Raw genomic sequence first — 20404 nt, forward strand, 5'->3', positions numbered from 1 at the left:
GCGTAGACCCCGTCGCACCGATACGCTCAGCTGAAATTGTGAAGGATTTAGTCGTTCTCATGAGTGACGCCACCACTGAAGTTAAGGATGCCGCCACAACCGTGACGACACCCCTCGAAACCCCAGAGCAGGAGGACACCACCTCCTTCGCTGAGCGCTACAGCGACGTGCTGGGCAAGGTGAACGACACCCTCGACCAGGTCGACTGGAGCCAGATGGGACGCATCGGCAAGATCGTCGGCATCTTTGCCGCCGTGATCATTGCCCAGATCCTGATCAAGGGAATCCTTGACACAATCAATCTGCTGCCGATCGTTCCGGGCCTGCTGGAACTGCTCGGCGTGGTTGTGGTGGGGCAATGGAGCTGGAAGAACCTCACCACCAGCGACAAGCGCAATGCCCTGGTTCAGCGTGTTCAAACCCTCCGAAAGGAGTACCTGGGCTGAGCCTCAAAGCCTCCGAGCCAGATCTTTGAGACTGGCTCGGCATTGGTTCAGATAACTCCCCCCAAACAAATTGGCGTGGTTGAGCAGGTGGTACAGGTTGTAGATCTCCACCCGACCGTCAGCGCCAGGAGCATCGGGCAGCACGTCCCGATAGCCCGACCTAAAGGCTTCACCGAAGCCGCCGAATAGCCGGGTCATGGCCAGATCAACTTCCCGATCAGCCCACCAGCTGGCGGGATCAAAAATGCTCCCCCGTCCATCGCTGAGGCTGGCGGCATTCCCCCCCCAGAGATCACCGTGCACCAAGGCCGGGTGTGGTTGATGCTCGTTCAAGTGCTCGGCGAGGCGCAGCAACAACGGATTGAGGTCCGTTGAATCCAGCTGCAACCCATCAAGGATCTCGAGTTGCGGGCGCAGCCTGAGCTCCACGAAGGCCGATCCCCAGTCATCACGCCACCCCCCCGGTTGAGGGCCGGCGCCAATGAAGCCGTCACGGTGCCAGCCGAAACGAGCAGGGCTGGAGGCCATCGACGACTGATGCAGCAAGGCCAACCCCCGGCCGAGGGCTGCTTGGTCGCTGCCACCAAAATCCAGCCAAGGCATTAGCAGCACCGCACCATGGGGCAGTGCGGCCAGAGCGATGGGCTGCGGCACAACCAGGAACGAGGCATCGGCTTGGGCATGCAGGGCCTTGAGGGCCTCCGCCTCCACCTCAAACAGGGGTAGGGCGCTGGCGCCACCACTTTTGGCAAACAACACCTCGCCATCAGAGAGGCGAAGTTTCCAGGCCTGATGGATGCAGCCCCCACCAACGGGGGAGACGTCTGTGATCACAGCCCCCGCCAATGGCCCATCCTTCGCGGTGAGATCCCGGCGCAGTTCGCTGTTCATCCTCAGCAAGCCCCCTGTCTTGCCAGCATGGCCCGATTCTTCAGGGCGCCGTGAGCGAATCCAGCGTGATCGTGGTCGGCGGTGGGATCGCTGGCTTAACCGCAGCGGCGCTCCTGGCCCGCGATGGCGTCAAGGTCACGCTGCTGGAAGCGCATCAACAACCGGGGGGATGTGCCGGAACGTTCCGGCGTGGTCCATGGGTGTTCGATGTTGGGGCGACCCAGGTGGCTGGGTTGGAGCCCGGAGGCAGTCATGCCCGACTGCTGAAGCATCTGGACATGCCTCTGCCCAGCGCAGAGCTTCTGGACCCAGGTTGTGTGGTCGACCTCGGCGATGGCTCCCCTCCCATTTCGCTCTGGCATGACCCGGACGCCTGGGCCGCCGAGCGTGAGCGTCAATTCCCAGGCAGCCAGCTCTTCTGGAGCCTTTGCCATCAGTTGCATTCCAGCAACTGGCAGTTCGCCAGCCAGGACCCTGTGGTGACCCCGCGCTCCCTCTGGGATCTCGGCACATTGCTGCGGGCCCTTCGGCCCGCAACGCTGGCATCGGGACTGTTCACAGGTCTGACCATTGCCGATCTGTTGCGGCTGTGCGGTTGCGGTGACGATCAACGGCTGCGGCGCTTTCTCGACCTCCAGCTGAAGCTGTACTCCCAGGAACCGGCCGATCGCACGGCGGCGCTGTACGGCGCAACCGTCCTGCACATGGCCCAAGCACCACTCGGGCTCTGGCATCTGGAGGGATCGATGCAGGTGTTGAGCAATCAGCTGGTGGCGGCCATTGAGCGCGACGGCGGAACGGTGCTGATGAAGCATCGGGTCACCAAGCTGCAACCCGGCTCATCCGGTTGGCAGGTGACGATCAGCACCGGCAAGGGCACGGAACACCAACGCAGCAGCCGCGATGTGGTCTGCAGCCTGCCGCCCCAGTGCCTGCAGGAGTTGATCGAACCGGATCAACTGCCCAAGGGGTACCGCAAGCGACTGGACAACCTGCATGAACCGAGTGGTGCGCTGGTGCTTTACGGAGCGGTGCGGCGTGATGCACTGCCAGATTCCTGCCCAGGCCATCTCCAGCGGGGCTGCGCATCCCCAGGGCCTCTGTTTGTTTCCATCAGCCGCGAGGGCGATGGGCGTGCGCCCCAGGGGCAGGCCACCTTGATTGCCAGCGTGTTCACCCCAACAGGTGACTGGTGCCGCTTGCCGGAGCCGGAGTACCAGCAGCGCAAAACAGAGATGCTGAACTTGATCCAAGCCGAATTGAACCGCTGGCTCTCGCTCGAAGACGACGCCTGGTTGCACGCTGAACTGGCAACACCACGGGGCTTCGCCGGCTGGACGGGCCGTCCCAACGGCATGGTCGGAGGCCTTGGACAGCATCCAAGCCGGTTCGGCCCCTTCGGCCTGGCAGGACGAACGCCCATGCCGGGGCTTTGGCTCTGCGGCGACAGCCTCCATCCGGGCGAGGGCACAGCGGGGGTGAGCCTGTCAGCCCTCAATGCCTGCCGGCAGCTCAGGGCCGAACGGGGTCAACCGCTCAGTTTTCGGAGCTGACTTCCCCAGGTGCCCTCAAAAAATCCGGGCGCAGGGTCTGCGTTCGGCGCAGTTCCAACGCGAGCTGAGACCAGTTTTGCTGGAGCACGGCATCTTCGAGCTGCTCAAGGCTCCAGCGGTAGGCCGCCAAGCCGCGCAACACCGCATCCCTGTTGGTGGATGCCATCGCCACCCCTAGATCGGGATTCCCGCCACCCACACGACTGGTGTCGGCAAAGCCACTGGACGCCAGCACCATGGCCAACTGCCGGATCTCCGGATCCCGTTCATCGCCCACTGCCCGCAGCAGTGCAGCACTCACCAGCACCGGCATGTGGGAAATCAGAGCCACAGCCTGGTCGTGCTGGGACGCGGTGGCCGTCAGCCAATGGCCACCCACGCTGACGGCCAGATCACGAACCTGAGCCAGGGCAGCGGGGTCTGTTTTTTGATCCGGAGTCGCGATCCAGGGGCGGCCGCGGAACAGATCCACCACACCGGCCTCAACGCCCGCCTGAGCTGTGCCTGCCATGGGGTGACTGGCCACAAAGCGGGGATGCCGCTGGCGCCAAGCCTCCAACACAGGCTGTTTGACCGAACCAACATCGGTGATCACCGCTGCTTCCGGCAGGGCCGCAATGAGCTCATCCGGTGGGTTCAGCAGCAAGGGAATGGGCAACGCCAGGATCACCAGGTCGCAACCCGAGAGGCAGCTGGGATCGGTCGACACCGAACCAACCAGCCCTCGGGCCATGGCGCGATCCGCCGTGGCCTGACGATGCACAAGGCCCTGCACCGACCAGCCCCGCGCCTGCAGATCCAGACCAAGGGATCCCCCGATCAAGCCAAGGCCAACGATCCCCACACGTCCCGGTTGCACCGCCATCTCTCCAGCAGGGTCGTGAAGCCATGTTGATGGATGGATTGCCATGAACCAATCGCCAGGGGAAGCCTGCTTAGGGTTTGACGATGTTGGAAGCCCAGGCCCACCACCAGATCAAAACCCTGCTCCGTCAGGAGGAATCGGACTGGCCCCACCACCTAACCCTGAGCCGGCTGGTGGCACGAAGCCTGAGGCGTCGCGACACAACACTCGTTCAGCTCCCCCCCAGCAGCAGCGAACGCTGGTGGCTCGGTCTGCTGGTGCCGCTGTGCCTGGCACCCGAAGCGGGGGCGCTGGTGCTGACGGCCCCCCAACGCCGGCGTCTGCTCCAGCTGGAATTGCCCCGTCTCCGCCACCAGGGCCTGAGGCTCCCCTGCTGGAAGGGGCCGACCCCTCCGGAGGGACCACAGCTCTGGCTGATGGATGTTGGCGAGCTGATTCAGGCCCATCGCGACGGGCACTTGGGCCAACGGCAACTGCTGATCCCGGAGATGGATCAGTTGAGCCGGCGCATGCGCAACGCCTTGACTTTGGAGATCGAGCATCAGCACTGGGATGAGCTGCGCCAGGCCTGTCCCCAGGCGGAATCCGGATTGCTGGAATTGCATGACCGGATGAGCCGGCAGCTGTTCGCTGATGCCACGAGGCCCGATGGCGCCGTGCGACTCGAAGGCTCAGCCGGGCAGGCCCTGCGTGACCTGCTCCAGCTGATGCCAGCCAGCCCTGAACCGTGGAACAGCCTCCGCAGCATCAACCCGACTGAGTGGAGTCAATGGGCTGAACTGGATCACCGGCTGCTCCAGTGGCGCTGGAAGCTGGCCCCCCTCGAACCCCTCCAACTGCTGCGGGGAGTTCTGCTGGATCACCCCTGCCTGATGTTCAGCAGCAATGGAGACAACACCAGGCTTGATCTGGAATTTGAACAGGCCGGCGTTGTCCCCGACGTGCGGGCAACACTGCGGGAACGGGAGCTGAATGAACCGCTCCCCATCTATGCCCCGCGTCGCCAGCCGCTGCCGAACACCCGGATCTACGCCCAACATCTCTTGGAGGAGAGCAGAAGGCTCATCCTTGGCCAGGCTGGGCTCACCCTTGTTCTGATCAATGACGACCAGCTGCGTCGGCAACTGACCAGCTCCCTGGCTGCGGAATTCGGACGCCGTGTGGTGCATAAGTCGACAGCACCCGAAAGCAATGGCGTGGTGACCTGCAACTGGGACTGGTGGCTGGAGCATCAGGAGCAACTGCCGGCCCCAGCACAGCTGATTGTCGGCATGCTCCCCATCGCCAGCCTGGACAATCCGCTCACCTCGGCTCGGGTGGAGCGACTGAAACAGCAGGGAGAGGACTGGTTCCGCACCCTGCTGCTGCCAGAAGCTCTGAGCCTGATCCCTGCCGCCATTGCGCCGCTGCGCCGCAGCGGTGGTCGCCTGGCCATTCTCGATGGCCGCCTGCGAGGGCGCAGCTGGGGTGATCAGGTGCTGCACCGACTGGAACCTTGGATCCCATTGCAGCGACTGCTGCCGGAGTGAACAACGCTTAGCCTCCCTGCAACGCTTAGAAGTGCATGGGAGAAGCACGCCGCCGGGCTGCCCAAGGCTTACCCCCTCGTCAAACCAAAGCCAGCACCAAAGCTGTGGACACCTCCCCACGGGTGGTGTCCTGGCTTCCGCTCACCCGCAATCAGACGCAGCAGTTCATGGCGGTGACCACCCGTGGCGCCTGGATTGGAATCGGGGGAATGGTGGTGCTTTGGGTGACGGTGCGCTTCATCGGCCCAGCGGCCGGTTGGTGGACGCTTGCGGATACCCCCTGAGCAACCGGCTCAACCAACAAACGAAAACAAAAGAAAACCTTTAGACTGGGTCTCAATGGAGACTCAGCTATGTTTCCGCGCCTGGCCGAACACTATCGATCCGTCGTTGAAGACCTGGTGATGAGCCTGCAGGCCCTCGCCAGCAGTCTTCAAAGCGCGGGCTTCACAGCCACTTGTTATTCCTGTGGCGACGGCCGCGATGGCCATGGAGCGTCGTTTGTGGCTGACATCGGCGATGGCCACATGGTGCGCTTTCTTGTCTCCGACTTCGGCATCAGCTGGGTGGAATCCCGCAACGGCCGAGAACTGGTGAAGCTGGAGGGAGCAGAAGCCATCCAGGAATTGCAGCGGATGGCCGATCTGGCCCAGGAAGGCCAGGTCCGCGCCATGCAGTCCCTGGCCCAGGCCGCCTGAAATCAGGCCGCCGCCTCTGAGGCCTTGGCCGGAGCGGACTTATCAGCAGCACCCGTCTTTGCAGCGGCGGCTAGGGGGCGCATCGAATTCGCCTTCACCTCAGAGCCCTCCGTCAGCTTCTGACGCACCAACGTTTCGATGGTGGCTGTTGCGTCCGGGTTCTCCTCCATCCAGGAGATGGTGTTGTCGCGACCCTGACCGATGTTGTCTCCCTCGTAGCTGTACCAGGCGCCTTTGCGGACAACAACACCCGTTTCTTCAGCCAGATCCAGCAGACAGCCCAGGGTGCTGATGCCGCGGCCGAAGAGAATGTCGAATTCGGCAATGCGGAAGGGGGGCGCCACCTTGTTCTTCGCGACTTTCACCTTGGCCCTGATGCCGAATTCTTCGGTTCCCTTCTTGAGGGTCTGAATCCGACGGATGTCGAGGCGAACCGAGGCATAGAACTTGAGCGCGTTGCCTCCAGTGGTGGTCTCTGGATTGCCGTAGGTCACACCAATCTTGAGACGCAGCTGATTGAGGAAGATGACGGTGCAACCCGACTTGCCGATGTTGCCGGTGATCTTCCGCATCGCCTGACTCATCAGACGCGCCTGGGCGCCAACCGCCAGATCTCCCATCTCACCTTCGATCTCAGCGCGGGGGGTGAGAGCAGCCACCGAGTCGACAACGACCAGATCCACCGCCGCCGATCGCACCAGTTGATCAACGATCTCCAGCGCCATCTCGCCGGTGTCGGGCTGAGAGACCAACAGGTTCTCAACATCAACGCCCAGCGAAGCGGCATAAACGGGATCCAGGGCATGCTCCGCATCCACGAAGGCCGCCACACCACCACGCTTCTGAACTTCAGCGATCGCGTGCAGCGTGAGCGTGGTTTTACCGGAACTTTCCGGGCCGTAAATCTCCACCACGCGGCCCTTCGGGTATCCACCGCCCAAGGCGAGGTCAAGGGTCAGTGCACCGGTGGAAATCGTCTCCACCCGCATGCGGGAGGCATCGCCCAGCCGCATGATCGATCCCTTGCCGAAGTTGCGCTCGATCTGACCCAGCACCAGATTCAGCGCCTTGTCCCTCTCGCCGGAGGAATGGGGATCGGAAGCGCCGGATTTCATATCTGCAGGCATGAGAAGGACCTGAAACTAAGGAACGAGAGATCCAATGCCACAGAAGCGCCGAATCGTCTCAGGTAGTACAAGCGTACCGTAACGAATCAGGGCCACTGCGCCAGGGGGGCCCGAAAACGATCTGGATGGAGCAGGGCAATCCCTGAGGGAAGACCGCTCTGATCCTGCGGGCGAAGATAGCCCCAACTCACCAGAAAACAGGGCAACTTTTCTAACCCTGGGGTTGAGCGCACCGCCTCCAGCGTCGCCCGGCGGTCTTCCACGAAGCCACACAGCCTTCGCTGCTGCTGAAGCTGAAGGAGAACCTGAGGCTTGGCGCCAGCCTCACGGCCATCCAGGCGCCAAGGGTGCAGGCCAAGGCTGTTCAGCAGTTCAGCTGTGAAGGTCTGGGTTTTGGTGGTCAGAACAGACCAGTCCACCCCCTCAGCCTCCAACCGCTGCAGCCGCTCCACCAGACCGGGGAAAGGTCGATGCAGCGCCAACCAAGCCGAACGGCTCTGCCGAACGGCTTGATCCCTGGCGTCATCGAGGGCCGCCTGCAGCTGCTCCGGCCGCCATCCACGCCGTTGCAGTGCCGAGGCCTGCGCGTCCCCATAGGACTCCAGCCAAACCTGAAGGTTCAGCACCGGCAGCTCTGCGGCCAGCAGAACCATCTCCCAACCGTGATGCACCCACGGCCGCAGCTGTCGGAAGGCGTCAGGGACCTGATCAGGCGTCAAGCCCTCTGGAGCAGCCTCAAGACGACGACAGGCATGCCAGGCACTCCACCAGTACTCCGCCATGCCATCAACGATGACCCCGTCGAAGTCGAAGACCAGGAGGGGGTGATAATTCATGGACGAAAACTGGGCCGCTAGGATTCGAACCTAGGAATGGCGGGACCAAAACCCGCTGCCTTACCACTTGGCGACGGCCCATTGATCCGTTTGAACCGCGACCTGCGGATCACCGGAGTACACATAGTTACCCACAGCAGCCAACCCTTCGTCAATCCACCGGGCGAACCAACCGTCGGCCAATCAGCGGGGGAAAACCCTCAGGCGTGACATTTCAGCCTCACCGAAGACATCACTGCGCAATCGGTAACGGCGCACAAGGTCGGCCTGCATCCGGAGAACACGCTCACTGCGGGGCAGCAACTCCACCGGCCTGCCTTGCGGCATCACCACCTGTTCCACCGCAAGCCGGCATTCCTCGAGAGCAGCCAATTCATCGTCCTGAGACGCCCGATCCGGCGGAGTGACCTCTGCGGCTGTTTCGGTGGCCTGACGGCGCAGAAGACGTGCCATGGCACGGGTCACCTGGGGCAGGGTGTCGGACTTGATCACCAGGATCGGGATCCCCAGATCCCTGGCCTGACGGCGCAGTGATGGTTGACGACTGAGGCCCAGCCGAACGCTCAACACCACATCAGCCTCACTCAAGTCCTCCACAACCCGCGCCTTCCAACCGTGGGAACGGATGGCCTCTTCCACAACACGAGGTGGAACCCCGCAACAGAGAACCTGCAGATGCTCGGAGCTGGTCTCCTGCGGAGGTGGTTCCTCTGCCGCACTGGCCCCTTGGGCACTGGCTGCAGGCATGGGCACGGGAGCGGAGACCGGCTGATCCGCAAACGACCGTTGGGACGGAGGCCGCAGCAAACCGGAAGCCTGAGGCGGGTCCACCAACTGAACGCCCCCCTCAGGCGTCAGCTCACGCTCCTGAACCCTTGGCTTCAGGCCCCGGAGCAGTTGATCCACGGTGGCGGCAACGTCGGTGTGAACGACCCAGCGCTGCCGGCTGTGCATTTCAACCGCCACCGGAAACGTTGGTTCGGCGGCGCGCTCCAACACCGTTTTCTGACTGCGCCGCCGCCGGGCCTCCTCATCCCCGAGGGTGACCGACTGAATGCCCCCCACCAGATCGCTGAGGGTGGGGTTCTTGATCAGGTTGGCCAAAGCATTGCCGTGGGCTGTGGCGACGAGAACCACACCACGTTCAGCGATGGTGCGCGCGGCCTGCGCCTCCAGCTCCGTGCCGATCTCATCGATCACGATGACTTCGGGCATGTGATTTTCCACCGCCTCGATCATGGTTTGGTGCTGCAGCTCAGGCCTGGCCACCTGCATGCGGCGGGCCCGACCAATCGCGGGGTGCGGGATGTCGCCATCACCGGCGATCTCATTGCTCGTGTCGATCACAACAACGCGCCGCTCCAGCTCATCGGCAAGCACCCTGGCGATCTCGCGCAACGCCGTTGTCTTGCCAACACCCGGGCGCCCCATCAACAACAAGGACTGCCCTCCATCCAGGAGGTCCCGCACCATGGCAACGGTGCCGAACACGGCTCGGCCCACCCGGCAGGTCAAACCGACCACCTCACCCTGACGGTTGCGAATCGCGCTGATCCGGTGAAGCGTTCGTTCAATTCCCGCCCGGTTGTCGCCACCGAACTGACCAATCCTGGCCACCACAGCCGTTAGATCCTGGCGGGACAACGGCGTGGAACCCAACGCCAGGGCACGGCCTGGATAACGCGCTTCTGGAACCCGACCCAGATCGAGCACCACCTCAAGCAACTGCTTTCGCGCTTCTTCCGGCCGCAACTGCTCCTGCACGGCATCCGGCAGGAGCTCGAGAAGGCGATCCAGATCGTCGGTGACCCGTTGCGTGCCCATGGGATCTGCGCGTTTCAGCCTTTTAGCAAGAGCGCTGCAGCCATGGCGCAACCAATGGACGCGCGAGGGAGAGGGCACGCTTCCAACCCTCGGGCCATTGCCACAGGGCAAGGCCACGGGTTTGCGCCTCATCCAGCACAGGCATCAGCAAGCGACGGGCCACACCACCAAAGGCGATGCCAGCCGGCCGCTCCGTCGAACGCAAGAACCCCAGCGTTGCGGCGTTGGTACCACCGGCCAGCTGCAGCGGGCCCGGCGGGGCCAGACTCCGCATGGCACGCCAGAGCTGAACTGCAGCCCGCGCGGTGCCAGCCCCCACATCGCCGCTCATCGGACGCCCATCCAGCTGCCAGAGGGGTCTGTAACAGGCCTGCCGCAGGCGGGAATAGCGACGCCAAAGCAAACCAGCCAACTGATCGGCCTTCACGCCGTGGCCCTCCAAGCCGGAGCTCACAGCCAAGCGCCGCAAGGGAACCTTGTGCTGCTGAAGGCTTTGGATCAGCGTTGCGAAGCCCTCGTCATGCCCAGATGCGGTGTGAATCTCCACAGCATCGGGCTGAATCGATTGGAGCAGGGAGACCACCTGCTCAGGGGCCAAACGGTGGTCGCGCTCCTCGATCAAGCCATGGGGGCAAGCCGGAAGGCAGCGGCCGCAGCCATAGCAACGCTGCTGGTCGATGCCAGCAGCGGGCGGAATCGCTGCCGCCGGACAAATCCTTTCGCAGGGCCGCGGACAGTCCACCGGACAGCGGCCAGGATCGAACCAGGCCTTGCGGAAGTGAGCATCATTGCCATCGCTGAGGCTCACCATCAGCCAGGGGCGACGACCTGTTTGCGCCTCAGCCCAGTCCAGGCCGCGACGCGCTGCCAGGGCAACCGCTGGATCGGCCGCCACATCAATGCAATGAACACCAACAGCCGCAAAGACTGCGGTCAGGTCGGCAATGGCCGGCAGATCATGGTTGCTTGCCCCACAGATCAGCTTGACCCAGCGGCCCTGTACGAGGGCGTCGTCAGGCGTCAGGCCTTCAGATATGTGGTCATCGGTTCCCACTTCAGGCTGCGAGCACCACCCATCTCCACGATGATGCGTAAACGCGGTTCGCGCTTGCACAGATCGCAGAGCGAAAGAAGTTCAGAGCGCGAGAGCACTTGGCCTTCCAGCAGCCAGAGAGCCACGGGAGCATCACCTTCAAACAGGTCGCCGAGCTGGGGAGCCACCTCCTGCACTTCTCCCACAGCAGCACCACGACCAACACTTTGATGGCCGAGATGGGGCGGACGAATGCCGTGCTTCTGGGTGAGGAACACCTCCGGATCACCAAGACCACGGGCCGATGTCATGCGGGTGCTGTAACCGGCGCCGCGCAGACGTCTTAACAGACGGGTTTCTGCACCGCCTTCGAGCGGAGCCTGCACCGCCAGACAGCCATTGGCTTCGAGATCACGGCGAAATGCCTGACCGGTGAGAAGCAGAGGCATGGCAGCTACAGGGATTGGAGGAGATTCTGGCAGCAGGCAGAGGGATCAGGGGAGAGGGAAGGTCGGTGTTGTAGGTTCGTTGTTTGTTCTGTGTTTCTGTGCCCGTCCGCTAGCCGGGCCTCCAGTCGGCAGAACAGATTCGACGATTGCGTCGAATCCCCAGGCCAGTACGGAAGCTTTCTTCGGAGATCTCCGTCGGGAAACTGCAACAGCACATCGTGCAGATGCAAGTCCCAGCCTCGCTGAATCGTTCGCTAGCCCATTCGAATCCACTCCTTCGGGAGTTCCGCTTCGAACCACGTCTGCGTCCAATCGATCAGCACCTGACCCCATGCGGTTCTCCGCCTGGTGGTTGTCCACGCTGGCGCTTCCTCCCCATCCATGTCCATCGGCATCCTCGGGAAGAAGCTGGGTATGTCCCAGTTCTTCGACGAGCAGGGCAGAGCTGTTCCGGTCACCTTGATCGAAGCCGGCCCCTGCCGCATCACCCAACTCAAAAACGACGACACTGACGGTTATTCCGCAGTGCAGATCGGCTTTGGCGAAACCCGCGAGAAGCTGATCAACAAGCCCGCCCAGGGTCACCTCAACAAATCCGGTGAGGGCCTTCTGCGTCATCTGCGCGAATACCGCGTCGACAGCGTTGAAGGTCTTGAACTCGGTGGCGCCATCACCGTCGGCGATTTCGAAGCCGGCCAGAAGGTGGACGTCAGCGGTGACACCGTCGGCCGCGGCTTCGCTGGCTACCAAAAGCGCCACGGCTTCAGCCGGGGTCCGATGACCCACGGTTCGAAGAACCACCGCGAGCCCGGTTCGACCGGTGCCGGTACGACCCCGGGCCGCATCTATCCCGGAAAGCGGATGGCCGGTCGCTACGGCGGCAAGAAAATCACCACCCGCGGCCTGACCATCCTCAAGGTGGACAGCGAGCACAATCTGCTGGTGGTGAAGGGATCCGTGCCCGGCAAGCCTGGTGCGCTGCTCAACATCCGCCCGGCCTTGCGCGTGGGCGCCAAGCCCGCCAAAGGAGGTAAGTGATGGCCAGTTGTGTCGTTCGTGATTGGCAGGGCAAGGAAGCCGGCAAGGCAACCCTGGACCTGAAGGTGGCCAAAGAGACCACCGCCGTTGACCTGATGCATCGGGCCGTTCTGCGTCAGCAGGCCCATGCACGCCAAGGAACCGCCAGCACCCTCACCCGCTCAGAAGTGCGCGGTGGTGGTCGCAAGCCCTACAAGCAGAAAGGAACTGGTCGGGCCCGTCAGGGATCGATCCGCACTCCTCTGAAACCCGGCGGCGGCATCATCTTTGGACCCAAGCCCCGCACGTACAACCTTGCGATGAACCGCAAGGAGCGTCGTCTGGCCCTGCGCACCGCGCTGATGGCCCGCATTGACGATGTGACCGTCGTGAAGGACTTCGGTGCTTCGCTGGATGCCCCCAAGACCCGTGAGATCACAGATGCTCTTGGTCGCCTCGGTGTTGCTGCCGGCTCCAAGGTGCTCATCGTTCTGACGAACCCCTCCGATGTTGTGCGCCGTTCCGTGCGCAACCTGGAGAAAGTCAAGTTGATCTCCGCAGATCAGCTGAACGTCTTCGACCTGCTCCACGCCAATGCTCTGGTGCTGGGCGAGGAAGCTCTCGCAACCATCCAGGAGGTCTACGGCGATGACTGAACGTTTCCAAGGACGCCTGGCGGATGTGATCCGCCGTCCCCTGATCACCGAGAAGGCCACCCGCGCCCTCGAAATCAACCAGTACACCTTCGAGGTGGACCACCGCGCCGCTAAGCCCGACATCAAGGCCGCCATTGAGCAGCTCTTCGATGTGAAGGTCACCGGCATCAGCACCATGAATCCCCCGCGACGCTCCCGTCGCATGGGTCGCTTCGCCGGCAAACGTGCCCAGGTGAAGAAAGCCGTGGTGCGCCTGGCGGAGGGCAACTCGATCCAACTCTTCCCTGAGTCCTGAGGGGTCTGAATCGTCATGGCAATCCGTAATTTCCGCCCCTACACCCCCGGTACCCGCACCCGGGTGGTCACTGATTTCAGTGAGATCACCAGCCGCAAGCCGGAGCGGACCCTGGTGGTGGCCAAACACCGCCGCAAGGGCCGCAACAACCGCGGTGTGATCACCTGCCGCCACCGCGGTGGTGGCCACAAGCGCCTCTATCGCGTGGTGGATTTCCGTCGCAACAAGCACGGTGTCCCCGCCAAGGTGGCCGCGATTCACTACGACCCGCATCGCAACGCGCGTCTGGCACTGCTCTTCTACGCCGATGGCGAGAAGCGCTACATCCTTGCTCCTGCAGGAGTTCAGGTGGGCCAGACCGTGGTCTCCGGCCCTGATGCCCCGATCGAAAACGGCAACGCCATGCCGTTGTCCTCGGTGCCCCTCGGTTCGGCGGTTCACTGCGTTGAGCTCTACGCCGGTCGTGGTGGCCAGATGGTCCGTACCGCCGGTGCCAGCGCCCAGGTGATGGCGAAAGAAGGCGACTACGTCGCTCTGAAGCTGCCCTCCACCGAGGTTCGCCTGGTTCGCCGCGAGTGCTACGCCACCCTCGGCGAGGTCGGTAACTCCGAGATGCGCAACACCAGCCTGGGTAAGGCCGGTCGTCGCCGCTGGCTCGGTCGCCGTCCTCAGGTTCGAGGCAGTGTGATGAACCCCTGCGATCACCCTCACGGTGGTGGTGAGGGTCGTGCACCAATCGGCCGTTCCGGCCCGGTGACCCCCTGGGGCAAACCCGCCCTCGGTCTCAAGACCCGCAAGCGGAACAAACCCAGCAACCAATACGTGCTCCGGAAGCGTCGCAAGACCTCCAAGCGGAGCCGTGGCGGACGCGATTCCTGATGCAAACCATCACTTATCCGCTTGCTTAAACCGTTATGGGACGTTCACTCAAAAAAGGTCCGTTTATTGCCGACAGCCTGCTTCGCAAGGTTGAAAAGCAGAACGACAACGACGACAAGTCTGTGATCAAGACCTGGTCACGGGCCTCCACGATCCTGCCGATGATGATCGGCCACACGATCGCGGTTCACAACGGCCGCACCCATGTGCCGGTGTTCATCACCGAGCAGATGGTGGGCCACAAGCTGGGAGAGTTCGCTCCCACCCGCACCTTCAAGGGCCACATCAGAGACAAGAAAGGAGGCCGCTAAACCATGACATCGTCAACCCAAACGGCACCCACCGCCCAGGCTCACGGTCGCTTCATCCGAGGCTCCGTGTCGAAGGTGCGCCGTGTGCTCGACCAAATCCGTGGCCGCACCTATCGCGACGCGCTGATCATGCTCGAGTTCATGCCTTACCGCTCCACTGGCCCGATCACCAAGGTGCTCCGGTCTGCGGTGGCCAACGCTGAGCACAACCTCGGTCTCGACCCCTCATCTCTGGTGATCTCGAGCGCGACCGCTGACATGGGCCCCTCCATGAAGCGCTACCGCCCCCGCGCCCAGGGCCGGGCTTACCAGATCAAGAAACAGACCTGCCACATCAGCATTGCTGTGGCGGCTCAGACCGATTCCTGACCCCCGAGGACTCTGACCCAATGGGACACAAAATCAACCCAACCGGTCTGCGCCTGGGGATCACCCAGGAACACCGGTCACGCTGGTACGCCTCCAGCAAGAACTATCCGGCCCTCCTCCAGGAGGACGACCGGATTCGCAAGTTCATCCATAAGAAGTACGGCTCCGCAGGCATCAGCGATGTGCTGATCGCCCGCAAGGCCGATCAACTGGAAGTTGAACTCAAGACCGCACGCCCCGGCGTGCTGGTCGGCCGTCAAGGCAGCGGCATCGAAGAGCTTCGATCCGGCATTCAGAAGACCATCGGCGACTCCAGTCGTCAGGTGCGGATCAATGTTGTCGAGGTCGAACGCGTCGACGGTGATGCCTTCCTCCTTGCCGAGTACATCGCCCAGCAGCTGGAGAAGCGTGTGGCCTTCCGCCGCACCATCCGCATGGCTGTGCAGCGCGCTCAGCGTGCCGGCGTTCTGGGTCTGAAGATCCAGGTCTCCGGTCGCCTGAACGGTGCTGAGATCGCCCGGACGGAATGGACCCGCGAGGGTCGGGTGCCCCTGCACACCCTGCGTGCCGACATCGACTACGCCACCAAGGTGGCCAGCACGACCTACGGCGTGCTCGGCATCAAGGTTTGGGTGTTCAAGGGCGAAGTGCTGAGCGAACAGGCTCAGCCCATGCCGGTGGGTGCTGCCCCCCGGCGCCGGGCCAGCCGTCGGCCCCAACAGTTCGAAGACCGCTCAAACGAGGGTTGAACAGGAGGCCTGAACCATGCTGAGTCCAAAACGCGTCAAATTCCGTAAGCAGCAGCGAGGCCGCATGCGCGGCGTCGCCACCCGGGGCAACACCATTGCCTTCGGACAATTCGCGCTGCAGGCACAGGAATGTGGCTGGATCACCTCGCGCCAGATCGAGGCCAGCCGTCGTGCCATGACCCGCTACGTCAAGCGTGGCGGAAAAATCTGGATCCGGATCTTCCCCGACAAGCCGGTCACCATGCGCGCTGCCGAAACCCGGATGGGTTCCGGTAAGGGCAACCCAGAATTCTGGGTGGCGGTGATCAAGCCCGGCCGGATCCTGTTCGAGATGGGCGGTGATGAAATCACCCCCGAAATCGCCAAGGAAGCCATGCGCCTCGCGCAATACAAGCTTCCCGTGAAGACCAAGTTCATCCAACTGGATGAGCAGGAGAAGTCAGCTGGTGCCAAGGCTCCGGCAGCTTCTGAAGCCGTCACCGTGGAGTCCTGACCATGGCCCGTCCCAACGCCGCCGATGTGCGCAGCCTGTCCGATTCGGACATCAACGAACAGATCGACGGCCTGCGCCGCGAGCTGTTCCAACTCCGTTTCCAGCAGGCCACGCGCCAGCTCGCTAACACGCACCGTTTCAAAGAGGTCCGCATCAAGCTGGCCCAGCTGCTGACGGTGCAGTCGGAGCGCCAGCGCTCCACCGCCTCCTGATCCCCCACTCCGTAACCATGGCAGTCAAGGAAAGGATCGGCACCGTCGTCAGCGACAAGATGGAAAAAACGGTGGTGGTCGCGGTGGAAAGCCGCTTCCCACACCCCATCTATCAAAAGACGGTCAGCCGTACCACCCGTTACAAGGCTCACGACGAAGACAACACCTGTCGCGTCGGTGACCGCGTTCGCATCACTGAAACCCGTCCGATGAGCCGCCAAAAGCGGTGGGCCATCGCCGAGGTTCTCAGCCACAGCCCGAAAGCTGCAGCTGAGGAAGCCAACAAGGCTGAAGCTCAGGAGGTGAAGCAGTGATCCAGCAGGAGTCCTATCTCACCGTTGCCGACAACAGCGGCGCCAAGCGCATTCAGTGCATTCGCGTCCTCGGCACCAACCGTCGCTATGCCCACGTGGGCGACGTGATCGTTGCCGCCGTGAAGGATGCCGCCCCCAACATGGGCGTCAAAAAGTCCGACGTGGTGAAGGCCGTTGTGGTGCGCACCAAAGCCACCATGCGTCGTGAAACCGGAAACTCGATCCGTTTCGACGACAACGCCGCCGTCATCATCAACGACGACAAAAACCCGAAAGGCACCCGCGTCTTCGGACCGGTGGCCCGTGAGCTGCGTGACCGCAGCTTCACCAAAATCGTGTCCCTCGCACCGGAGGTGATCTGACCATGGCGACTGCAACCACCAAGGCCAAGGCCACCGAGCGCATCAAGATGCGCATCCGCAAGGGCGACACCGTTCAGGTGATCGCCGGCAAGGACAAGGGCAAAACCGGTGCCGTTCTGCGCACCCTGCCCAACGAAAACCGTGTCGTCGTGGAGGGCGTGAACATGCGCACCCGCCACGAAAAGCCCACCCAGGAGGGCGAGACCGGCCGCATCGTGACGGAGGAAGCTTCCCTGCATGCCTCCAACGTGATGCTGTATTCCACCGACAAAAAGGTGGCCAGCCGCGTTGAAATCGTCGTCGAAAAGGACGGCACCAAGAAGCGCCGGCTGAAGAAAACCGGTGAAGTCCTCGACTGATCCCGACTTCTGACCACGCCCAGAAGCACCCCAACCCGTTATGTCACTCAAGAAGCGCTACCGGGAGACCATCCAGCCCAAGCTGCAGAAGGATCTCTCCCTCACCAACATCCATGAAGTCCCCAAGGTGGTGAAAGTCACCGTCAACCGGGGTCTCGGCGAAGCCGCCGCCAATGCCAAGTCCCTCGAGGCTTCGGTGAATGAGCTGGCACAGATCACCGGCCAGAAGGTCGTTGTTACCCGTGCCAAAAAAGCCATCGCCGGCTTCAAGATTCGGCAGGGCATGCCGATCGGCTGTGCCGTCACCCTCCGTGGCGATCGGATGTATGCCTTCCTCGAGCGCCTGATCAACCTGGCGCTGCCCCGCATCCGCGACTTCCGCGGGGTCAGCCCCAAGAGTTTTGATGGCCGCGGCAACTACACCCTTGGGGTGCGCGAACAGATCATTTTCCCTGAGATCTCCTTCGACAAGATCGATGCGATCCGGGGCATGGACATCACCATCGTGACCACTGCCCGTTCGGACGAAGAGGGCCGGGCCCTCCTCCGCGAGATGGGAATGCCGTTCCAGAGCAACTGAGCCCTCCCCGTCGACACCTATGGCCAACCACGACCCCATTTCCGACATGCTCACCCGCATTCGCAATGCGAGTGAGAAACGTCACGAAACCACCAAGATCCCCGCTTCGCGGATGACCCGCAGCATCGCCAAGGTGCTGCAGCAGGAGGGCTTCATCTCCGAGATCAGCGAGCAGGGTGAAGGCGTTCGCACCGAACTGGTGCTCGCCCTCAAGTACAGCGGCAAGCACAGGCTGCCCACCATCCGCTCCATGCAGCGGGTCAGCAAGCCCGGTCTCCGCATCTACAAGAACACTCGCGGCCTGCCCAAAGTCCTCGGCGGACTGGGTGTGGCGATCATCTCCACCTCCAAAGGTGTGATGAGCGACCGCGACGCCCGTCGTGAGGGCGTCGGTGGCGAAGTGCTCTGTTACGTCTACTGATCCGGAGCTGAACCATGTCACGAATCGGCAAAAACCCTGTTCCCGTCCCTGAAAAGGTCACAGTTTCCCTCGACGGTCTCACCGTCAAGGTGAAAGGACCCAAAGGCGAACTGGAGCGCACCCTTCCTGAAGGCGTCAGCGTCAGCCAGGACAACAACACCATCGTGGTCTCCCCCACGAGCACCAAGCGCATCTCCCGTGAGCGCCACGGCCTGAGCCGCACCCTCGTCGCCAACATGATCGAGGGTGTCAGCAACGGCTACAGCAAAGCCCTGGAGATCGTTGGTGTGGGCTCCCGTGCCCAGGTCAAAGGCAAAACTCTCGTGGTGAGTGCTGGCTACAGCCACCCCGTCGAGATGGAAGCCCCTGAAGGCATCACCTTCAAGGTGGAGAACAACACCAAGGTGATCGTCTCCGGCATCGACAAGGAGCTGGTGGGCAACGAAGCCGCCAAGGTCCGCGCCATCCGTCCGCCCGAGCCCTACAAGGGCAAAGGCATCAAGTACGAGGGCGAGCGCATCCTGCGCAAGGCAGGCAAGTCCGGCAAGAAATAAGCCTTGTCCTGACGTTCCTTCCCTTCACCCACCATGTCCCAACTGTCCCGCAAACAGCAGACGCAAAAACGCCACCGGCGTCTGCGTCGTCACATCACCGGAACCTCAGACCGTCCGCGTCTGGCCGTGTTCCGCTCCAACAACCACATCTACGCCCAGGTCATCGACGACGCGGCCCAGAGCACACTCTGCTCCGCCTCCACCGTTGACAAGGAGCTGCGCGCCGGCCTCAAGGCTCCGGCTGGCAGCTGCGACGCCTCTGTCGCCGTCGGCGAACTGGTCGCCAAGCGCGCCATCGCCAAAGGCATCCAGCAGGTGGTGTTCGACCGCGGCGGAAATCTGTACCACGGCCGGATTAAAGCCCTCGCCGATGCCGCCCGGGAAGCGGGCCTTCAGTTCTGATTCCTGCTCAACCCATGACAGATTCCTCCCCCCAATCCAATCCCAACGCCGTGCCGGGTGCGGCCGACGTTCCAGCGGCAGCCGAAGGGCAGCAGCAACAGGAACAGCGCCGCGGCCGTGGCGACCGTGATGGTCGTCGTGGCGACCGGCGTGGTGGCCGTCGCGGCCAGGAACGCGATTCCGAATGGCAAGAGCGCGTGGTTCAGATCCGCCGCGTCTCCAAGACCGTGAAAGGCGGTAAGAAGATGAGCTTCCGGGCCATCGTGGTTGTCGGCAACGAGAAAGGCCAGGTCGGCGTTGGCGTCGGCAAGGCCGGTGATGTGATCGGTGCCGTCCGCAAGGGTGTTGCCGATGGCAAGAAGCACCTCGTCAAAGTGCCGTTGACCCGCCACAACTCCATTCCGACCCTCTCCAATGGTCGTGATGGTGCTGCCAGCGTGCTCATCCGCCCTGCAGCCCCTGGTACCGGTGTGATCGCTGGCGGTTCCATCCGCACAGTGCTCGAACTCGCCGGCATCAAGAATGTCCTGGCCAAGCGCCTGGGCAGCAAGACCCCCCTGAACAATGCACGGGCTGCCATGGTGGCCCTGTCGCTTCTCCGCACCCACAAGGAGACGGCGAAGGAACGGGGAATCTCCCTCGAACAGATCTATTCCTGATTCGCGATGACTCTCCGACTCGATTCCCTCAAATCCAACAAGGGCGCTCGTCGCCGCAAATTGCGCAAGGGCCGCGGCATCGCCGCTGGTCAGGGTGCCAGCTGCGGCTTCGGTATGCGCGGCCAGAAATCCCGTTCGGGTCGCCCCACGCGCCCCGGCTTCGAGGGTGGCCAAATGCCTCTGTACCGCCGGGTGCCGAAGCTGAAGCACTTCCCCCTGGTGAATCCCAAGTTCTTCACCGTTCTCAACGTTTCTGCGTTGAACGACCTGAAGGACGGCAGCACCGTCAACTTGGATTCCCTGGTCAAGGACGGCATCGTGACCAGCCCCAAGCATCCTCTGAAGATGCTCGGCAACGGTGAACTGAAAGCCAAAAAGCTGACAGTGCAAGCCGCGGCATTCACCGCCTCGGCCCGCACCAAGATCGAAGCCGCAGGCGGAACCTGCGAAATCCTCGACTAATCAAGGGCTCGTCCCCAAGTCAGCCCTAGGGTCTGAGCCGTCCGCTGGATTTCGATCCA

The 20404-nt window shown here is 62.8% G+C and carries 30 protein-coding genes and 1 tRNA gene; 23 read left to right on the forward strand and 8 right to left on the reverse strand.

The features are described 5' to 3' along the window. The first annotated feature begins 59 nt into the window (after positions 1–59). On the forward strand, positions 60–446 hold the full coding sequence (locus tag DXY35_RS00765) for a CAAD domain-containing protein (protein ID WP_114987298.1): 387 nt from the start codon (positions 60–62) through the stop codon (positions 444–446). A gap of 3 nt (positions 447–449) precedes the next feature. Here the strand turns inward: DXY35_RS00765 and DXY35_RS00770 are convergent, their stop codons facing one another. After that, positions 450–1337 carry a fructosamine kinase family protein gene (locus DXY35_RS00770; protein ID WP_115080383.1) on the reverse strand — a complete coding sequence of 296 codons (888 nt, stop codon included), beginning with the start codon at positions 1335–1337 and terminating at the stop codon, positions 450–452. Between the two features lie 50 nt (positions 1338–1387). On the opposite strand from DXY35_RS00770, the gene crtD reads away from it, so the two are divergent. Next, entirely contained in the window at positions 1388–2890 is a 1503-nt protein-coding gene (crtD, locus tag DXY35_RS00775; RefSeq protein ID WP_115080385.1) for a C-3',4' desaturase CrtD, read from the forward strand. On the opposite strand, the gene DXY35_RS00780 is transcribed toward crtD, so the two are convergent. Beyond that, entirely contained in the window at positions 2874–3755 is an 882-nt protein-coding gene (locus DXY35_RS00780) for a prephenate/arogenate dehydrogenase (RefSeq protein WP_115080387.1), read from the reverse strand. The two genes, crtD and DXY35_RS00780, sit on opposite strands and share 17 nt — an antisense overlap. Before the next feature lie 83 nt (positions 3756–3838). Here DXY35_RS00780 and DXY35_RS00785 point away from each other — a divergent pair, with 83 nt between their 5' ends. The 3 genes from DXY35_RS00785 (at position 3839) to DXY35_RS00795 (ending at position 5982) form a co-directional block, all read left to right on the forward strand. Further along, complete coding sequence (locus DXY35_RS00785; RefSeq protein ID WP_115080389.1) at positions 3839–5284, forward strand: helicase; 1446 nt, start codon at positions 3839–3841, stop codon at positions 5282–5284. 35 nt (positions 5285–5319) lie between these two features. Next, positions 5320–5568, forward strand: a complete 249-nt coding sequence (locus tag DXY35_RS00790; protein ID WP_115080391.1) for a DUF2839 domain-containing protein — start codon at positions 5320–5322, stop codon at positions 5566–5568. A 69-nt stretch (positions 5569–5637) separates the two neighbouring features. Beyond that, a complete protein-coding gene (locus DXY35_RS00795) occupies positions 5638–5982 on the forward strand; it encodes a DUF1815 family protein (protein ID WP_114987287.1) in 345 nt (114 codons plus the stop codon). Between the two features lie 2 nt (positions 5983–5984). Here DXY35_RS00795 and recA read toward each other — a convergent pair whose 3' ends face one another. The 6 genes from recA to DXY35_RS00825 form a co-directional block, all read right to left on the reverse strand. After that, entirely contained in the window at positions 5985–7109 is a 1125-nt protein-coding gene (gene recA / locus DXY35_RS00800) for a recombinase RecA (protein WP_115080393.1), read from the reverse strand. A gap of 86 nt (positions 7110–7195) precedes the next feature. Next, complete coding sequence (locus DXY35_RS00805; protein WP_115080395.1) at positions 7196–7945, reverse strand: HAD family hydrolase; 750 nt, start codon at positions 7943–7945, stop codon at positions 7196–7198. Between the two features lie 9 nt (positions 7946–7954). Beyond that, positions 7955–8026 (reverse strand) — tRNA-Gln (locus tag DXY35_RS00810). A gap of 102 nt (positions 8027–8128) precedes the next feature. Continuing rightward, the gene (locus DXY35_RS00815) at positions 8129–9769 is read right to left on the reverse strand and encodes an AAA family ATPase (RefSeq protein ID WP_115080397.1); all 1641 of its coding nucleotides are present in this window, start codon (positions 9767–9769) and stop codon (positions 8129–8131) included. 22 nt (positions 9770–9791) lie between these two features. Next, positions 9792–10823 (reverse strand): LdpA C-terminal domain-containing domain, encoded by a 1032-nt coding sequence (locus DXY35_RS00820; RefSeq protein ID WP_115080399.1) that lies wholly within the window; start codon positions 10821–10823, stop codon positions 9792–9794. Then, complete coding sequence (locus DXY35_RS00825) at positions 10790–11251, reverse strand: NAD(P)H-quinone oxidoreductase subunit N (RefSeq protein ID WP_006850745.1); 462 nt, start codon at positions 11249–11251, stop codon at positions 10790–10792. The genes DXY35_RS00820 and DXY35_RS00825 overlap by 34 nt, the downstream gene beginning before the upstream one ends. A gap of 381 nt (positions 11252–11632) precedes the next feature. Between DXY35_RS00825 and rplC the strand changes: the two genes are divergently transcribed. Genes rplC through rplO form a run of 18 tightly spaced genes read left to right on the forward strand, consistent with a single transcriptional unit; the run spans position 11633 to position 20345 of the window. After that, on the forward strand, positions 11633–12289 hold the full coding sequence (gene rplC, locus DXY35_RS00830) for a 50S ribosomal protein L3 (protein ID WP_115010470.1): 657 nt from the start codon (positions 11633–11635) through the stop codon (positions 12287–12289). Next, positions 12289–12924 carry a 50S ribosomal protein L4 gene (rplD, locus tag DXY35_RS00835; protein WP_115080400.1) on the forward strand — a complete coding sequence of 212 codons (636 nt, stop codon included), beginning with the start codon at positions 12289–12291 and terminating at the stop codon, positions 12922–12924. The genes rplC and rplD overlap by 1 nt, the downstream gene beginning before the upstream one ends. Continuing rightward, positions 12917–13219: a 50S ribosomal protein L23 gene (locus DXY35_RS00840; RefSeq protein ID WP_006850625.1), complete on the forward strand. Its 303-nt coding sequence runs from the start codon at positions 12917–12919 to the stop codon at positions 13217–13219. Before rplD ends, DXY35_RS00840 begins: the two co-directional genes overlap by 8 nt. A gap of 15 nt (positions 13220–13234) precedes the next feature. Continuing rightward, positions 13235–14098, forward strand: a complete 864-nt coding sequence (gene rplB, locus DXY35_RS00845) for a 50S ribosomal protein L2 (RefSeq protein ID WP_006851794.1) — start codon at positions 13235–13237, stop codon at positions 14096–14098. Between the two features lie 35 nt (positions 14099–14133). Next, a complete protein-coding gene (gene rpsS / locus DXY35_RS00850; RefSeq protein WP_006849645.1) occupies positions 14134–14409 on the forward strand; it encodes a 30S ribosomal protein S19 in 276 nt (91 codons plus the stop codon). A gap of 3 nt (positions 14410–14412) precedes the next feature. Beyond that, entirely contained in the window at positions 14413–14778 is a 366-nt protein-coding gene (gene rplV / locus DXY35_RS00855) for a 50S ribosomal protein L22 (RefSeq protein ID WP_114987273.1), read from the forward strand. Between the two features lie 20 nt (positions 14779–14798). Next, positions 14799–15527, forward strand: a complete 729-nt coding sequence (gene rpsC, locus DXY35_RS00860; protein ID WP_011363386.1) for a 30S ribosomal protein S3 — start codon at positions 14799–14801, stop codon at positions 15525–15527. 16 nt (positions 15528–15543) lie between these two features. Next, positions 15544–16020, forward strand: a complete 477-nt coding sequence (gene rplP, locus DXY35_RS00865; RefSeq protein WP_006851743.1) for a 50S ribosomal protein L16 — start codon at positions 15544–15546, stop codon at positions 16018–16020. A gap of 2 nt (positions 16021–16022) precedes the next feature. Beyond that, entirely contained in the window at positions 16023–16232 is a 210-nt protein-coding gene (gene rpmC / locus DXY35_RS00870) for a 50S ribosomal protein L29 (RefSeq protein ID WP_115010469.1), read from the forward strand. Positions 16233–16249: 17 nt separating this feature from the next. After that, complete coding sequence (gene rpsQ / locus DXY35_RS00875) at positions 16250–16546, forward strand: 30S ribosomal protein S17 (RefSeq protein WP_006850241.1); 297 nt, start codon at positions 16250–16252, stop codon at positions 16544–16546. After that, a complete protein-coding gene (gene rplN / locus DXY35_RS00880; protein WP_114987269.1) occupies positions 16543–16908 on the forward strand; it encodes a 50S ribosomal protein L14 in 366 nt (121 codons plus the stop codon). The genes rpsQ and rplN overlap by 4 nt, the downstream gene beginning before the upstream one ends. Before the next feature lie 2 nt (positions 16909–16910). Next, the gene (gene rplX / locus DXY35_RS00885) at positions 16911–17267 is read left to right on the forward strand and encodes a 50S ribosomal protein L24 (RefSeq protein WP_006852039.1); all 357 of its coding nucleotides are present in this window, start codon (positions 16911–16913) and stop codon (positions 17265–17267) included. Between the two features lie 40 nt (positions 17268–17307). Further along, positions 17308–17847, forward strand: a complete 540-nt coding sequence (gene rplE / locus DXY35_RS00890; RefSeq protein ID WP_006851706.1) for a 50S ribosomal protein L5 — start codon at positions 17308–17310, stop codon at positions 17845–17847. A 19-nt stretch (positions 17848–17866) separates the two neighbouring features. Continuing rightward, positions 17867–18268 (forward strand): 30S ribosomal protein S8, encoded by a 402-nt coding sequence (gene rpsH, locus DXY35_RS00895; RefSeq protein ID WP_006850769.1) that lies wholly within the window; start codon positions 17867–17869, stop codon positions 18266–18268. 14 nt (positions 18269–18282) lie between these two features. After that, positions 18283–18822 (forward strand): 50S ribosomal protein L6, encoded by a 540-nt coding sequence (rplF, locus tag DXY35_RS00900; protein WP_114987267.1) that lies wholly within the window; start codon positions 18283–18285, stop codon positions 18820–18822. Between the two features lie 33 nt (positions 18823–18855). Then, the gene (gene rplR, locus DXY35_RS00905) at positions 18856–19224 is read left to right on the forward strand and encodes a 50S ribosomal protein L18 (RefSeq protein ID WP_114987264.1); all 369 of its coding nucleotides are present in this window, start codon (positions 18856–18858) and stop codon (positions 19222–19224) included. A gap of 14 nt (positions 19225–19238) precedes the next feature. Beyond that, positions 19239–19883 carry a 30S ribosomal protein S5 gene (gene rpsE / locus DXY35_RS00910; RefSeq protein ID WP_011363379.1) on the forward strand — a complete coding sequence of 215 codons (645 nt, stop codon included), beginning with the start codon at positions 19239–19241 and terminating at the stop codon, positions 19881–19883. A gap of 6 nt (positions 19884–19889) precedes the next feature. Continuing rightward, a complete protein-coding gene (gene rplO, locus DXY35_RS00915) occupies positions 19890–20345 on the forward strand; it encodes a 50S ribosomal protein L15 (RefSeq protein ID WP_115010467.1) in 456 nt (151 codons plus the stop codon). Positions 20346–20404: the final 59 nt, after the last annotated feature.

This window comes from Synechococcus sp. N32, assembly GCF_900473895.1.
Classification (GTDB): domain Bacteria; phylum Cyanobacteriota; class Cyanobacteriia; order PCC-6307; family Cyanobiaceae; genus Parasynechococcus.